Genomic DNA, 15,352 nt, shown 5'->3' with positions numbered 1-15,352 from the left:
CCGGGGCGTTGTTCATGGTCATGCGAGGATCCCACGACGACGGATCTCCGCCACCGCTTCATTGATAAGCTTCGGCCCGCGATACACGAGGCCGGAATACACCTGCACGAGCGACGCGCCGGCTTCGAGTTTTTCGGCGGCGTTGTCGCCGTCGAGGATGCCACCTACGCCCACGATGGACAGGCGCTCGCCTACGCGCGCCTTCATGCCGCGCAATACGGCGGTGGACCTGGCGAACAGGGGGCGACCCGAAAGACCACCCATTTCCTTCGCATGCACCGAGCCGGCCACGGTGTCGCGGTCGATGGTGGTGTTGGTGCAGATCACGCCGTCGATGCCCGAGGCCAGCAACACCTCGGCGATGGCATCGAGCTCGGCCTCGGTAAGGTCGGGAGCGATCTTCAACAGCATCGGCTTGCGCTTGCCATGCTGGCCGGCAAGCCGTTCCTGTGCCTCACGCATCGTGCCGATGAAGCGGCGCAGCGTTTCCTCTTCCTGCAAGTCTCTCAGGCCCTGCGTATTGGGCGAGGAAATATTCACCGTGATGTAGCTGGCCAGCGGATACGCACGCTCAAGGCACACCAGGTAATCATCGGTGGCACGCTCGTTCGGCGTGTCCTTGTTCTTGCCGATGTTGATGCCCAGCACGCCACGGAACGTGGCCTTCTCCACATTGCGCACGAGTGCGTCGATACCGCCATTGTTGAAGCCCAGGCGATTGATCACGGCCTCGTGCTCAGGCAGGCGGAACATGCGCGGCTTGTCATTGCCAGCCTGCGGGCGCGGCGTGACCGTGCCGATCTCCACGAAACCGAACCCCATGGCGGCGAGGCCGTCGAGGTGTTCGCCGTTCTTGTCCAGGCCGGCGGCAAGGCCGACCGGATTCGGGAAATCGATGCCGAAGGCTTTCACCGGAAGATCGGCGGGCGGCGTGTTCACCCACTTCGACAACCCGCTGCGCTGGGCGACGTCGGAGGCGTAGAGGGTGAGGCCGTGCGCGGTTTCGGCGTCGAGCTTGAAGAGCAGGGGGCGGATCAGGTCGTACATCAGGCGTCCGGGCGACCCAGGAAGATCCGGGTGTCGTAGTCGAAATCAATGGTGCCGCCGTCCTGCGTGGCGTCGAACAGCGAGCGCAGGGCGTACAGCATGGGTTCGTGGTTGATATGGCCGGCCTTGGGTACGTAGGACGACGACATGAGTCGTCCTTCCAGGGCCGCGTAATCGAGCTTCTGGCTATGGGGAAACGATGCCATGCCGACGTAACCGGCGCCGTACCATCGTTGCATGGTGTCGTCATCGGTATAGCGCTCGGCTACGCCGACATAATCGATACCGTACTCGTGCAGCAGGCGCTCATAGCCTTCGAGAAACGGTGTGCCGACGAGGCGGCGCGAGTTCCAGAACACGGACACGAGCCCGCGCGGCGAAAGATTGCGCCGGAATTCCGTGCGTACCTTTTCCCTGTCGAACCAGTGAAACGCCTGCGCGGCGATGATGAGATCCACCGAGCCATCGGGCAGCCCGGTGGCCTCGGCGGTGCCGTCCACGGCGGTGAAACCCGCGTGATCCGCAAGCCACCGCGTGGCGGCCGCACGCATCGCCGCATTGGGCTCCACGGCGGTGACCCGGTGACCGGCATCGAGGAACATCTTCGCCGAGATGCCCGTGCCGGCACCGATATCGGCCACCGACCAGTCGGCGCCTACGCCGTGGTGATGCAGCCAGCCGACCAGCGCCCGTGGGTAATCCGGCCGGTAGCGGACATAGTCCTCGACGCGGTCGGAGAAACGTTCCGTGGAGCGCAGGTCGGTCATGGCATCACCCGTTGCTTAAAACTCGAACTTGATGCCCTGCGCCAGCGGCAGCGAATCGGAGTAGTTGATGGTGTTGGTCTGGCGGCGCATATACACCTTCCAGGCGTCCGAGCCCGACTCGCGACCGCCGCCGGTTTCCTTCTCGCCACCGAAGGCGCCACCGATTTCCGCGCCCGAGGTGCCGATATTCACATTGGCGATGCCGCAATCGGAGCCCGATGCCGACAGATACTGCTCGGCGGACTTGAGATCCTGCGTGAAGATGGCCGATGACAGGCCCTGCGGCACGCCGTTCTGCATGGCAATGGCCTCGTCGAGGGTGTCGAACGGCATCACGTAGAGGATCGGGGCGAAGGTTTCGGTCTGCACCACCTCGGCGTCGTTGGTGAGGCCCGTGACGATGGTGGGCAGCACGAAGTTGCCCTTGCGGTCGGTGAGCGCCTTGCCACCCGTGCGCACGGTGCCGCCCGATGCCTTGGCCTTGGCCACCGCGTCCACATAGGCCTGCACGGCCTCCGGGCTGTTCAGCGGGCCCATGAGGGTGGTGGCGAGGGTGGGGTCGCCGATTTTCTGTTCGACCTGGCCATAGGCCTTCACGAGGGTATCGACCACGGCATCGTGGATGGACGAGTGGACGATCAGGCGGCGCGTGGTGGTGCAGCGCTGGCCGGCGGTGCCGACGGCACCGAACACGATGCCCGGGATCGCCAGCTTCAGGTCGGCCGACTTGTCGAGGATGATGGCATTGTTGCCGCCCAGCTCCAGCAGGCTGCGGCCCATGCGCCGGGCCACGCGCTCGCCCACCATGCGGCCGATCTTCGTGGAGCCCGTGAAGCTGACGAGCGGGATGCGCTTGTCGTCGACGAAGGTCTGGGCCAGCTCGGTGCCGGCGTCGTTGAACAGGAAGAAGATGTCCGGGAAGCCGGCGTCCTTCAGCGCCTCGTTGCAGATCTTCATGGTGGCGATGGCCGAGAGCGGGGTCTTCGGCGACGGCTTCCAGATGCAGATATCGCCACAGATGGCCGCCAGGAAGGCGTTCCAGCTCCACACCGCCACGGGGAAGTTGAACGCGCTGACGATGCCCACCAGGCCCACCGGATGCCACTGCTCGTACATGCGGTGGCCCGGGCGCTCCGAATGCATGGTGTTGCCATAGAGCATGCGGCTCTGGCCCACCGCGAAGTCGGCGATGTCGATCATCTCCTGCACTTCGCCGTCACCTTCGGGCTTGATCTTGCCCATTTCCAGGGCCACCAGCGAGCCAAGGGCATCCTTGTGCTTGCGCAGGGCCTCACCACACAGGCGCACGGCCTCGCCACGGCGCGGGGCCGGGGTGTTGCGCCACACCGTGAAGGCTTCCTGGGCGCGCTGGACGATGGTCTCGTAGTCCGCCGCGCTGGAGGCCTGCACCGTGGCGATCACTTCCCCCGTGGCCGGATTGGTGGGGGACAGCGTGCCGGCACCGCTGGTGGCGGCCCATTCGCCGCGGCCGAGGTAGGTACCGGATTCGGTGGACTTCAGGCCGAGCGCTTCGAGGATCTTGACGGACATGGCAACTCCTTTGGCGACGCGCCGGCAGGATGCCGGCGTGCGAGGGAAAACCGGGATTCTAGCAAACACCCCCTTCACGACCTGTTGTGCGGCGCGGGACGGATGTGGGGGAAACGTTAGTGACGGGCAGGGTTAAAACGACCCTGCGATGACGCGCGCAACCGCATGCTTTGCCTCAAGTTGTACTTGAGGACACTGCAGCCATGACCCGCGTCTACGAGATTCCGTTCCATCCCGGCGAGGACACCCGCTGGCCGGTGAGGGTCGACGGGGTAGTCGTCGAGTCGTTTCCCTCGCGCTACGAGGCCCTGCGGGCCGCCCTGAACCGGGCCGTGTCCGATGGCGGCGACGCCAGCATCGGCATCGAAGGGGCCGATGGGGTATGGCGGCCCTTTGGAAGCGACGCGAAGCGGCCTTCCCGGGTGCCACCGTTGCCGCAGCGGCATCTCTCGCTGGTGCGGTGAAGGATTATCATGGCGCCTCCCCACCCGGAAGGTCCGCCATGCTTCCCGACATCACCGAGGCGCGCGCCGCCTGTCACTGCGGTACCGTTCGTTTCACCGTCAAGTTCACCGATGGCCTGCGCACCGCGCGCCGCTGCAACTGCTCGTATTGCCGGATGCGTGGTGCCGTGGCCGTTTCGGCCGACCTGGGCGGCATCACCATCGAGCAAGGCCAGGATGCGCTCACCGAATACCAGTTCAACACGGGCACGGCGAAGCATTTCTTCTGCTCTAAGTGCGGCATCTACACCTTTCACCAGCGCCGTTCCAATCCGAACCAGTACGGCGTGAACGCGGCCTGCATCGAGGGCGTGAGCCCGTTCGATTTCGCCGAAGTGCAGGTGCTCGACGGCGCGCACCATCCGAAGGACGGTGGCGGCGGCGTGGTGGGATACCTGCGTTATGTCGAGGCCTGAACGCCTGCTCGCGGTGTTCGTCGTGGCTCTGGCGACGACAGGGTTGGGCGCATGCCATCGCCTCATTCCCGACGGTCACTTCAAATCGGCCGTGCACAAGCGCGTACGCATCGGTGACCCGCGAGCGGACGTGGAAGAGCGCCTGTCAGGCATCCGTTTCAGCTGCCATGCGTTGTCGAACGATGCGGCAGGCCAGTGGATTACCTGTACGCGATTACAGGAGGGGCTGCTGGCATCGTGCATCGACAGGGCAAATCTTCGCGTATCGCTGGATCAGCACATCGAAGCCATCGACTTGCGCAAGCCGACCTGCACGGGGTTCGGATCATGAAGGTGATCTTATAGGGCCTTTTTGGAGACTGCCGCCAGGGAAGAGCCTGGCCTGGCGGCCTGCCATTGATCGCCATCCATGACCTTCGTCGGTTGGCGTCCCCTGTGTCAGGTCGCTAGAGTCGGCTGATCGAAGGGGAGGTGGCGATGAGCGACGACAACGTAAACGGGACCACCGGTCATGAGGATGCCACGGCCAGGCTTCCGGTTACCCTGCCATCGGCGGAAACCGTGATGGCCTACGAAAGAACGGTGCCCGGTGCCTCCGAGCGCATCCTGAACATGACCGAGCGCGCCTTCGAGCACACCATTCGCATGGCGGAGGAGGAGGGTGCCCATCGCCGCACGCTGGAGCGCCGGCGTCACGTGCGCGGCATGTTTGCCCTGGTGTTCGGCTTTATCGTCGCCCTGCTGGCGGTGCTCTTCGGTTGCTGCATCGCTTACCTCCAGGATCCGCTGATAGGCACCATCATCACGCTGGGTGTGCCGGCCATCCTGATTGCCGGCTGGGTTCTCGCCAGCCCTAAAGCGGCAGCGACGGCGCGCGGAAATCACTGAAGGCCGTTCAACCCTTCTTTTCGCCGGGGCCGGTAGGGTATGCTTCGCGGCCGGGGCCCCGTAGCTCAGCTGGATAGAGCGTCCCCCTCCTAAGGGGAAGGTCGCCCGTTCGAATCGGGCCGGGGTCACCATCGACAGGGACCCACGCATGCCCCGTTCGTTCGATGCCATCATCGTCGGTGCCGGCCAGGCCGGTCCCGCGCTTGCCGGGCGGCTCACTGCCTCGGGCCGCTCCGTCGCCCTGATCGAGCGCCATCTGGTCGGCGGCACCTGCGTCAACACCGGATGCAAACCCACCAAGACCCTCGTTGCCAGCGCCTACGCCGCGCACCTGGCGCGACGTGGTGCGGAATACGGGGTTATCACGGGGCCCGTCGAGATCGATATGCCCACAGTGGCGGCGCGGGCGCGCAAGGTCATCCTGGACTCACGCAAGGGCAATGAAGACTGGCTTGCCGGGATGCCGGGACTGGAACTCATCCGGGGGCATGCACGTTTTACCGGGCCGCGCGTGATCGAGGTCAATGGCGAGGCGCTGACGGCGCCGTGGATCTTCCTCAACGTAGGTGGTCGCGCGAACGTTCCCGATTTCCCGGGCATTGATGAGGTGGACTACCTCACCAACAGCACGATCATCCCGCTGGAAACCGTGCCTGAGCATCTTGTCGTAGTGGGTGGCAGCTACATCGGACTGGAGTTCGCGCAGATGTACCGGCGCTTCGGGGCGCAGGTGACGGTGGTGGAGCAGGGTGCCCGCCTGATCGCCCGTGAAGACGAGGCTGTTTCAGAGGCCGTACGCGGGATCCTGGTGTCTGAAGGAATCGCCGTGCGTACCGATGCATGCTGTATCCGCCTGGGGCGTCATGCCGATGGCGTGGTCGTTGGCGTGGATTGTCGCGAAGGTCATCCGGAGGTGGTGGGATCGCATGTGCTGCTTGCCGTGGGCCGCAGGCCGAACACGGATGATCTCGGTCTCGAATGTGCGGGTGTAGCCGTGGACGAGCGGGGTTATATCGTCGTCAACGATGCGCTGGAGACGCGTGTGGAGGGTGTCTGGGCGCTTGGCGACTGCAACGGCAAAGGAGCGTTTACGCATACGGCGTGGAACGATTACGAGATTGTCGCAGCGAATCTTCTCGACGGTGGCTCGCGCAAGGTTAGCGAGCGTATTCCCGGGTATGCGCTGTATGTCGATCCGCCGCTTGGGCGCGTGGGCATGACGGAGGCGCAGGCGCGTGCCACGGGGCGCCCTTTGCTGGTGGCGAAGCGGCCGATGACACGCGTGGGGCGCGCAGTGGAAAAGGGCGAAACACAAGGGTTCATGTCGATGGTGGCCGATGCCGAAACGCGGCTGATCCTGGGTGCGGCGATTCTCGGCACAGGAGGCGACGAGGCGATTCATGGCGTACTGGACATGATGAATGCCGGTGCCACGATCGACACGCTGCAATGGGCGGTGCCCATTCATCCGACAGTGTCGGAGCTGATACCCACGCTCGTTGGTGAGCTGCAATCGATGGTGTAGGAGCGCGCCTTGCGCGCGACCCCTGACTGCGATCACGACCAGGCTTGCGGGTTCCTTCGTCGTTGCCGTGTTCAGGGGTCGCGCACAGGGGCGCTCCTACAGGAGGTCTGGGCCGGGAGTGGGGTGGCGGAAATCTTCGACGGGCGTCAGTTTGTCGGTGAGGCGGAAGACGCCTTCGGCTACGCGGCGAGACAGCACCACATCGATGATGGTGGTTTCATGGGGGCGCATGTTAGTGAGCAGATCGCTGTTTTGCGCCGTGCTCGCGACTACATGACGGATGAGTCCGCTGATGTCCGCAGGCTGGATGCGCGCGCCGTAGGGCGAATGCGCCACGAGCGGGCCACGCAGGGTTTTCGAGGTATCGCGCGGATCGGGCACGGCCGCATCACCCGCAAGAATGGCATGGTTGAGAAACAGCGCCCACGTCGCTGCGTCGCGATCATTCGCCTGCCGGTCGATCATGAAGCCGGGCGGTAGTTGATCCGGCGAGGCTTCAGGGCCGGCGGTGAGCTGGAATTGCGCGTTTACCGGGGCTTCGCCACGATCATCGCGCAGCCGCACGATAAGCAGGCTGCGTGGATCATGGATATGCACGCGTGGCGCAAAGATGCCAGCTGGCTCCAGCTCCACCTTGTTTGCATCACGCTGCGCGTTTTCGGCGACGAAGGCATCGCACAGTGCGGCATACGATGCGGCCGAATTCACCGCGAGGCAGCGCAGGATGGTTTCCACCGTGATCGACGGTGGTGGCTGCGCGGCCATGATGCCTTGCGTGGCGCCGGAATGTGCAAGGCCCGGCAGCAGACGGAACGCGCTGCGTGGTGCGCGCGCCGTGGTGGCGGTGAGCAACGGGCCGCCGGCCTGCTGGGTGAGTGTCAGATGCGTGGCGTTGAGGTTGGCAGCCGCCAGACGCACGACGCCATCGGAGCCATCTTCACCGGTATAGGCGTTGATGACGTCGTAGAGCTTGCGGTCGGGGCGGTCGCCGATGAGGTTGAACAGATATGTGCCTTGCGTTGACAGATCGGCGCCATGCACGACACCGAGATTGAGCGCCAGCGATTCGGGGCTGCCCAGTTCCAGCCAGTCGAGGATGCGCTGGCCCGGTTCGATACCGTTGAACCACGCCTTGAGGCGACCGAGCACGCCCTTGCCGAGTTTCGCCAGAGCGGACCCGAAGTGAGCAGGTGCAAGCATGATGACGTGACGTGCTTTCACGTTCGCATAAGCCTTGGGCATCATCCGTTGCGCACGTAGCCACGCCATGACCACCGGCCCACCCGTGGAATGCGTTACGCAATCGAACTGGGCATCGGGGATATCCAGCCCACGCAGCGCATGATCGAAGCCACGCACGATGTCGTCCATCGTCACGGCATCGTCGAAGGTCACGTATTCAGACAGGCGGATGTCGAGCACCCGAAGGGTGGAGCCGGCCTGCGCGGCGCGCTGCACGAGCGTGGCCGGCAGGGTGCCGTAGGTGGATGTATCGGTAACGCTCCAGCCGTGCACGAAGACCAGGGTGGACACGTGTCGCTTCCGTCGGGAGGAAGCGACAGCGTAGCTGGGCTAGTGTGCAGTCTTCGTGTCAGGCGTCACGAATGACCATCAGGCGCAGGTCGGTCATGTCCTCGATGGCATAGCGCACGCCTTCACGGCCGATGCCCGATGACTTGGCACCGCCGTAGGGCATGTTGTCCACGCGGAAGCTGGGTACGTCGTTGACGATGACGCCGCCCTGTTCCAAATCGTCCCATGCGCGCATGGCGTGGCGGATGTTGTCCGTGAACACGCCGGCCTGCAGGCCGAAGTCGGAGTCGTTGACGATGCCGATGGCCTCGTCGAAGGTCATGAAGCGTTGCAGCAGCGCTACGGGGCCGAAGGCCTCCATGCGTTGCAGCTTTGCATCGTGCGGCACGTTTTCCAGCAGGGTGGCTTCCAGCATCGCACCCTTGCGGTTGCCACCGCACAGTACCTTGGCGCCGGCTTTTTTCGCTTCGGCCACCCAGCCTTCGAGGCGGGTGGCGGCCGCCTCGTCGATCATGGGGCCGAGGAAGGTGTTTTTCTTCTTCGGGTCGCCGGCCTTCAGGGTTTTGACCTTCGCCACGAGCTTGCGTCGAAGCGCGTCGTAGACGTCATCGTGGACGAGGATACGCTGCACGCTGATGCAGCTCTGGCCCGACTGGTAGAAGGCGCCGAAGACGAGGCGATCCACCACGGCATCCAGGTGCGGGCCCTGGTCGGCGTCGATGATGCAGGCGGCATTGCCGCCCAGTTCCAGTGTGACCTTCTTGTGGCCGGCCTTGGCTTTCAGGTCCCAGCCGATCAGGCCGCCGGTGAAGGAGAGCAGTTTCAGGCGCGGATCGGTCACCAGCGCCTCGGCATCGCGGCCTTCCATCGGCAGCACCGAGAACGCGCCCTTGGGCAGGTTCGTCTCGGCGAGGATCTCGCCAATGATCAGCGCACCCAGCGGCGTGCGCTCGGCGGGCTTCAGCACGAAGGGGCAACCGGCGGCGATGGCGGGCGCCACCTTGTGCGCCACGAGATTCAGCGGGAAGTTGAACGGGGTGATGAAGGACACCGGGCCCAGTGGCACGCGGCGGGTGTAGCCGTAGTAGCCGGCGCTGCGCTGGGAGATTTCCAGATTGATCGTTTCGCCGTTGAGGCGCACGGCTTCTTCGGCCGCGATCTTGAAGGTTTCGATGAGGCGGGTGACTTCGCCGGTGGCGTCTTTGATGGGTTTGCCGGCCTCGACGCAGAGCGCGTAGGCCAGTTCGTCCTGGCGTTCGCGGAAGCGCTTCACGCAGTGTTCGAGCACGGCCTGGCGTTCGTAGGGCTTGAAGCGCTTCATGGCCGGAGCGGCGGCCGTGGCGGCAGCGATGGCCTGTTCGAGCGCCTCGGCATCGGGCAGGGCCACGCGCGTGGCGACCTTGCCGGTGTACTTGTCGGTGACGTCGAGTTTCGCCTTGGCTTTGACGGGCTTGTTGGCGAGGTAGTAGGGGTAGCTCTTCGCGAGCATGGGCATGGCCCTCTTTGACACGATATCCGACATGATGGTGCCGGAGGCGTTCAGGTGTCGTGAGGCGTTTCGCCGCTGGGAGGCTTGGCGTTGGACCGGTCGCGCGCGAGGCGCGCTCCTACAGAGGGATTCGCATGATGGATCCATGGCCCTGTAGGAGCGCGCCTCGCGCGCGACCGGCCCAGGGCGAACGAAATCAATCCTCGCGACGCAACCTCAACTCCCCCTCACCCAGCATCACCCGCACCCGCTCACCCACGGCCACATCGGCGGCCCGGCGCACGATGGCGTCGCGCTCGTCGAAGACGATGGCATAACCACGCTCCAGCGTCGCCAGCGGGCTCACGGCGTGCAGCGTGCGCCCCTGCTGGGCCACGCGGGCACGCTCGCGCTCCAGCCTGCGGCCGATGGCGCTGCTCATCCGCTGGCGCAGCTCAGCCAGCCGGGCGCGCGATGGGTCCAGTCGCAACCGGGGATGACGCGCGGCGAGGCGCGCCTGAAGGCGCTCGAGCCGGGCACGGCGCAGGGCGTTGGCCTGTCCGATGCTCATATGCAGGCGACGACGCAGGGCTTCCAGTCGCTGCGCATCCCGGGCCAGCCGGGCCTGCGGGCGCTGGGTGTTGAGCCTCGCCTGCCAGTGATCGGCCCGCTGGGCGGCTGCCTGCAGGCGGCGTGCCATCAGCGTGGCCATGCGCTGGCGCAGGCGGTCCAGGCGGCGTTCCAGGTCGGCGCCGTCTGGTACCAGCAGCTCGGCTGCCGCGGACGGGGTGGCGGCGCGCAGATCGGCGACGAAATCGGCGATGGTGAAATCCACCTCGTGGCCCACGGCGGAGACCACGGGTACGTCGCTGGCGTGGATGGCCCGCGCCACGCTCCCGTCGTTGAACGCCCACAGGTCTTCCAGCGAGCCACCGCCACGGGTGACCAGCAGTACGTCGTAATGGCCACTGGCGGACGCGCTGCGCAGCATCGCGGCGATGGCGGGCGGTGCTTCGCGGCCCTGTACGGGCACGGGAAGTACGTCAACCTCGGCCAGTGGGAAGCGCCGGCCCATGACGCTGAGCACGTCGCGCACGGCCGCGCCGGAAGGGGAGGTGATGACGCCGATCCGTTTCGGGAAATCAGGCAGAGGACGCTTGCGTTCGGGATCGAACAGGCCTTCGGCGCCGAGGCGGGCCTTGAGCTGCTCGAACTCGCGCTGGAGCGCGCCTTCGCCGGCCGGCTCCATGTGGTCGGCCACGAGCTGGAATTCGCCCCTGGCTTCGTACAGGCCCACCTTGGCCCGCATCAGCACGTGCATGCCGTCCGCGGGACGGAAGCGCAGGCGCGATGCGGCCATGCGGAACATGGCGCAACGCACCTGGGCGTTGGCGTCTTTCAGCGTGAAATAGATGTGACCGGAGGCGGGGCGCGATACGTTCGACAGCTCGCCTTCGATCCACACGCCCATGGGCAGGGCGTCTTCCAGCAGATCACGCACCAGCCGGTTCAGGCCGGAGGGCGTGAAGACGTGGGGGGCGTTGCGGTCAAGGTCGGACATGGACCGGCGAGGTTATCACGCTGGCAGGGAATGTCGATGGCCCAGTGACTTACCCACCATTCCTCAGTTCATCTGTAGGAGCGCGCCTGCGCGCGACCGTGCGGAGCGGTGGGCTCAAGGCCCTGTACCGGTCGCGCGCAAGGCGCGCTCCTACAGGGCAAGGTTGTGTAGGAGCGCGCCTGCGCGCGACCGTGCGGAGCGATGGGCTCAAGGCCCTGTACCGGTCGCGCGCGAGGCGCGCTCCTACAGGGCAAGGTTGTGTAGGAGCGGGCCTGCGCGCGACCGTGCGGAGCGGTGGGCTCAAGGCCCTGTACCGGTCGCGCGCGAGGCGCGCTCCTGCAGGAGGTTACATGCGGAAGACGCCGAAGCGGCCTTGTTCGATGGGGGCGTTCATCGATGCCGAGATCGCCAGGCCCAGCACGCGGCGCGTGTCGGCCGGATCGATGATGCCGTCGTCCCACAGGCGAGCGCTCGCGTAATACGGATGCCCCTGGCGCTCGTACTGCTCGCGTACCGGCGCCTTGAAGGTTTCTTCTTCCTCCGCGCTCCACGTGCCGCCACCCGCCTCGATGCCATCGCGACGCACGGTCGCCAGCACCGACGCCGCCTGTTCGCCACCCATCACGCTGATGCGCGAGTTCGGCCACATCCACAGGAAACGGGCGCCATAGGCGCGGCCGCACATGGCGTAGTTGCCGGCACCGAAGCTGCCGCCGATCACCACGGTGAACTTGGGCACGTGTGAACAGGCCACAGCCGTGACCATCTTCGCGCCATCCTTCGCGATGCCGCCGTTTTCGTACTTGCGGCCCACCATGAAGCCGGTGATGTTCTGCAGGAACACCAGCGGCACGTTGCGCTGGTTGCACAGTTCGATGAAGTGCGCGCCTTTCTGCGCGGATTCGCCGAAGAGGATGCCGTTGTTGGCGACGATGCCCACGGGGTAGCCGTGGATATGCGCGAAGCCGGTGACCAGGGTCTTGCCGTAGCGCGCCTTGAATTCGTGGAAATCGGAATCGTCGACGATGCGTGCGATCACTTCGCGGATATCGAATGGACGACGGGTATCTTCCGGAATCACGCCGTAAAGCTCTTCGGCGGAAAAACGCGGCTCGATGGGCGCACGCAATGCCAGCGGCACCTGCTTCACGCGATTGAGCGAACCGACGATGTCACGCGCGATGGACAGCGCATGGGCGTCGTTTTCCGCGAAATGATCGGCCACGCCCGAGACGGAGGTGTGCACGTCGGCACCGCCGAGTGCTTCGGCATCCACGACCTCGCCCGTGGCGGCCTTCACCAGCGGCGGACCACCAAGGAAGATCGTGCCCTGCTCACGCACGATGATGGTTTCATCGCTCATGGCTGGCACGTAGGCGCCGCCTGCCGTACACGACCCCATCACCACGGCAATCTGCGGAATGCCCTGCGCGCTCATGCGCGCCTGGTTGTAGAAAATGCGGCCGAAGTGCTCGCGATCGGGGAACACTTCGTCCTGCAAGGGAAGGAAGGCGCCACCGGAATCCACCAGGTAGATGCAGGGCAGGCGGTTTTCCATCGCCACTTCCTGCGCACGCAGGTGTTTTTTCACCGTCATGGGGAAGTACGTGCCGCCTTTTACCGTGGCGTCGTTGGCGAGCACCACCACTTCCTGGCCCATCACGCGACCGATGCCGGCGATGACGCCGGCTGCGGGTGCGGCGTCGTCGTACATGCCGTGCGCGGCGAGCGGGGCGATTTCGAGGAAGGGCGAGCCGGGATCGAGCAGGGCGCGGATCCGCTCACGCGGCAGCAGCTTGCCCCGCGCCACGTGTTTCTCGCGGGCCTTGGCGCCGCCGCCCTCGGCGGTGCGCTTGAGCGTATCGCGCAGGTCGTCGGTGAGCGCGCGCAGGCGCAGGCTGGAAGCCTGGAAATCGGCGGAGCGGGTGTCGATCTGCGAGGTGAGGATGGGCATGGGGGACGTTCGCGACGGACGAAACGGCCATCATAGCGGGCTGGCTGGGCCTGCGAACGCTGCGTTGCGGTATCCCGTGATGCGCCTTGATCTGTTGCGATTCCCCCGTGACCTGTAGGAGCGCGCCTTGCGCGCGACCCCGCAAGGATACGTATGGCGAATGATGCGTTGAGATGATCGGGCAGGCGGTGGGGCGGGGGTGTGAACGCTGCCCGATCATTGTCTGCATTGCCCTTTTATGAATCGCGTTCAGGGGTCGCGCGCAAGGCGCGCTCCTACACAAATAAGCGAAAGCGGCGCGGGGGGCTGCGTGCGGGCCAAAAAAAAACGGCCGCCCGGAGGCAGCCGTTTTCAGCGGGACAGTGCCCCGATTACTTCTTGTCGTCCTTCGCGCTGTTGGCGTTGGACGCAGCGTCCTTGGCCTGGTCAGCCGATTTGTCGGCCTGGTCGGCAGCGTTGGAGGCGGCATCCTTGGCGGCGCCGGTGGAGGACGAGGCGGCGGCCTGGGCCTGGGATGCAGCGTCCTTGGCCTGGTCGGCGGACTGCTGGGCCTGGTCGGCGGCCTGCGAGGTCGCGGCGTTCTGCGACTGGTCGGCGGCCTGCTGGGCCTTGTCAGCCTGCTGCTGGGCATCCGCAGCGGACTTCTGGGCATCCTGCGCGGAATCCTGCGCGCCGTTGCTGCATGCTGCCAGCAGCGCGACGAGCGCAGAGGCGAGAAGGGTACGCGTCAAATTCATTGTGTTTCTCCTTAGCCGTGGAATGCCGTTAGGCGGGCGTATTAATAGCTTAGTTGCTCAGGCATGGCTACCGAATGCCGGTGTGTGCTTCAGGGGGTATTAAAACCCATGTACATCGCGTGATTTTTTCGAGATGACCGCCTGAAATTTCGACACCGGGTTCACATCAGTTCGATAGCGACCGCCGTTGCCTCGCCGCCGCCAATGCAAAGCGCCGCGACGCCCCTTTTTGCCCCACGGGCTGTCAACGCATTGAGAAGAGTGACCACGATACGGGCACCGCTGGCACCGATCGGATGACCCAGCGCACAAGCGCCACCGTTGACGTTCATCTTCTCGTGCGAGACGCCAAGCTCGTGCATGACGGCCATCGGCACCACGGCAAACGCCTCGTTCACTTCGAACAGATCGACGTCGGATGCTTTCCAGCCGGCCTTTTCGAGCACTTTCTGGATGGCGCCCACCGGTGCGGTGGTGAACCACTCGGGTTCCTGCGAGTGCGTGGCATGGGCCACGACACGGGCCAGCGGGGTCACGCCGCGCTTCTTCGCTTCATCGGCCGAGAGCACGATCATCGCGGCGGCGCCGTCGGAAATGCTGGACGAGCTGGCGGCGGTGATGGTGCCGTTTTCCTTGCGGAATGCCGCGCGCAGGGTGGGAATCTTGGCGATATCGGAACGGCCGGGCTGTTCGTCTTCGGCGAAATCCTGCGCACCCTTGCGGCCCTGCACGGTCACCGGAACGATTTCATTCGCGAACGCGCCCGACTTCTGCGCCGCCTGCGCGCGCTCGACCGAGGCGATGGCGTAGGCGTCCTGCGCTTCGCGCGTGAAGTGGTACTTGTCGGCGCACTGCTCGCCGAACACGCCCATGGCCTTGCCGTCGTACGGATTGGTGAGGCCGTCCCAGGCCATGTGGTCCACCAGCTGGCCGTCGCCGTAGCGGATGCCGGTGCGGGCGTTGACCATGTGCGGGGCATTCGTCATCGACTCCATGCCGCCGGCCACTACCACGCTGGCCGAACCGGCCTTGATGAGGTCGTGGGCGAGCATGAGCGCCTTCATGCCGGAACCGCACACCTTGTTGATGGTGGTGCAGCCGGCCGAGGTCGGCAGGCCGGCCTTGAGCGAAGCCTGGCGGGCCGGGGCCTGGCCGAGATTGCCCGGCAGCACGCAACCCATGATCACTTCGCTCACGTCCGCCGCGGCAATGCCGGACTGCTCCAGGGCGGCCTTGATGGCGATGGAGCCCAGTTCGGGGGAGGGCACGCCGGTGAACTGGCCGAGGAAGGAACCGATGGCGGTGCGCTTGGCACCTGCGATGACGATGTCGGACATGGGAACTCCGTAATGCTCGGATGGCCGCCCTTGGGGGCGGAAAACCCGTCGAGTATCGCAGTGGC

Annotated in this window: 14 protein-coding genes and 1 tRNA gene; 6 read left to right on the top strand and 9 right to left on the bottom strand. The window is 65.4% G+C overall.

Annotation, left to right across the window (positions count from 1 at the left end):
• Positions 1-18: 18 nt before the first annotated feature.
• The 3 genes from HBF25_RS05865 to amaB are packed head-to-tail and all read right to left on the bottom strand — an operon-like array spanning position 19 to position 3,365.
• Positions 19-1,047, bottom strand: a complete 1,029-nt coding sequence (locus HBF25_RS05865; protein WP_166947030.1) for a quinone-dependent dihydroorotate dehydrogenase — start codon at positions 1,045-1,047, stop codon at positions 19-21.
• The gene (locus HBF25_RS05860) at positions 1,047-1,814 is read right to left on the bottom strand and encodes a class I SAM-dependent methyltransferase (RefSeq protein WP_166947029.1); all 768 of its coding nucleotides are present in this window, start codon (positions 1,812-1,814) and stop codon (positions 1,047-1,049) included. The genes HBF25_RS05865 and HBF25_RS05860 overlap by 1 nt, the downstream gene beginning before the upstream one ends.
• A 15-nt stretch (positions 1,815-1,829) precedes the next feature.
• Complete coding sequence (gene amaB / locus HBF25_RS05855) at positions 1,830-3,365, bottom strand: L-piperidine-6-carboxylate dehydrogenase (RefSeq protein WP_166947028.1); 1,536 nt, start codon at positions 3,363-3,365, stop codon at positions 1,830-1,832.
• Between the two features lie 203 nt (positions 3,366-3,568).
• On the opposite strand from amaB, the gene HBF25_RS05850 reads away from it, so the two are divergent.
• From HBF25_RS05850 to HBF25_RS05825, 6 genes are all read left to right on the top strand, one after another.
• On the top strand, positions 3,569-3,829 hold the full coding sequence (locus HBF25_RS05850; protein ID WP_166947027.1) for a DUF2188 domain-containing protein: 261 nt from the start codon (positions 3,569-3,571) through the stop codon (positions 3,827-3,829).
• 38 nt (positions 3,830-3,867) lie between these two features.
• Positions 3,868-4,284 carry a GFA family protein gene (locus HBF25_RS05845; RefSeq protein WP_166947026.1) on the top strand — a complete coding sequence of 139 codons (417 nt, stop codon included), beginning with the start codon at positions 3,868-3,870 and terminating at the stop codon, positions 4,282-4,284.
• Positions 4,271-4,615: a hypothetical protein gene (locus HBF25_RS05840; protein ID WP_166947025.1), complete on the top strand. Its 345-nt coding sequence runs from the start codon at positions 4,271-4,273 to the stop codon at positions 4,613-4,615. The genes HBF25_RS05845 and HBF25_RS05840 overlap by 14 nt, the downstream gene beginning before the upstream one ends.
• Positions 4,616-4,761: 146 nt before the next feature.
• Positions 4,762-5,172 carry a DUF2335 domain-containing protein gene (locus tag HBF25_RS05835; protein ID WP_166947024.1) on the top strand — a complete coding sequence of 137 codons (411 nt, stop codon included), beginning with the start codon at positions 4,762-4,764 and terminating at the stop codon, positions 5,170-5,172.
• Between the two features lie 54 nt (positions 5,173-5,226).
• Positions 5,227-5,303, top strand: a tRNA-Arg gene (locus tag HBF25_RS05830).
• A gap of 17 nt (positions 5,304-5,320) precedes the next feature.
• Positions 5,321-6,697, top strand: a complete 1,377-nt coding sequence (locus HBF25_RS05825) for an FAD-containing oxidoreductase (RefSeq protein WP_166947023.1) — start codon at positions 5,321-5,323, stop codon at positions 6,695-6,697.
• 96 nt (positions 6,698-6,793) lie between these two features.
• Here HBF25_RS05825 and HBF25_RS05820 read toward each other — a convergent pair whose 3' ends face one another.
• From HBF25_RS05820 to HBF25_RS05795, 6 genes are all read right to left on the bottom strand, one after another.
• Positions 6,794-8,230: a lipase family protein gene (locus HBF25_RS05820; RefSeq protein WP_166947022.1), complete on the bottom strand. Its 1,437-nt coding sequence runs from the start codon at positions 8,228-8,230 to the stop codon at positions 6,794-6,796.
• A gap of 58 nt (positions 8,231-8,288) precedes the next feature.
• A complete protein-coding gene (locus tag HBF25_RS05815) occupies positions 8,289-9,719 on the bottom strand; it encodes an aldehyde dehydrogenase family protein (RefSeq protein ID WP_166947323.1) in 1,431 nt (476 codons plus the stop codon).
• A 196-nt stretch (positions 9,720-9,915) separates the two neighbouring features.
• The gene (xseA, locus tag HBF25_RS05810) at positions 9,916-11,259 is read right to left on the bottom strand and encodes an exodeoxyribonuclease VII large subunit (RefSeq protein WP_166947021.1); all 1,344 of its coding nucleotides are present in this window, start codon (positions 11,257-11,259) and stop codon (positions 9,916-9,918) included.
• 346 nt (positions 11,260-11,605) lie between these two features.
• Positions 11,606-13,213 carry a carboxyl transferase domain-containing protein gene (locus HBF25_RS05805; protein WP_166947020.1) on the bottom strand — a complete coding sequence of 536 codons (1,608 nt, stop codon included), beginning with the start codon at positions 13,211-13,213 and terminating at the stop codon, positions 11,606-11,608.
• A gap of 371 nt (positions 13,214-13,584) precedes the next feature.
• Positions 13,585-13,950 (bottom strand): hypothetical protein, encoded by a 366-nt coding sequence (locus tag HBF25_RS05800; RefSeq protein WP_166947019.1) that lies wholly within the window; start codon positions 13,948-13,950, stop codon positions 13,585-13,587.
• A gap of 161 nt (positions 13,951-14,111) precedes the next feature.
• Positions 14,112-15,287, bottom strand: coding sequence for a thiolase family protein (locus HBF25_RS05795; RefSeq protein ID WP_166947018.1), 1,176 nt, complete (start codon positions 15,285-15,287; stop codon positions 14,112-14,114).
• Between the last annotated feature and the right edge of the window lie 65 nt (positions 15,288-15,352).

Origin of the sequence: Luteibacter anthropi (assembly GCF_011759365.1) — a bacterium.
In the GTDB taxonomy this organism is placed as follows: domain Bacteria; phylum Pseudomonadota; class Gammaproteobacteria; order Xanthomonadales; family Rhodanobacteraceae; genus Luteibacter; species Luteibacter anthropi.
This window is presented reverse-complemented; position numbering and strand designations above follow the sequence as displayed.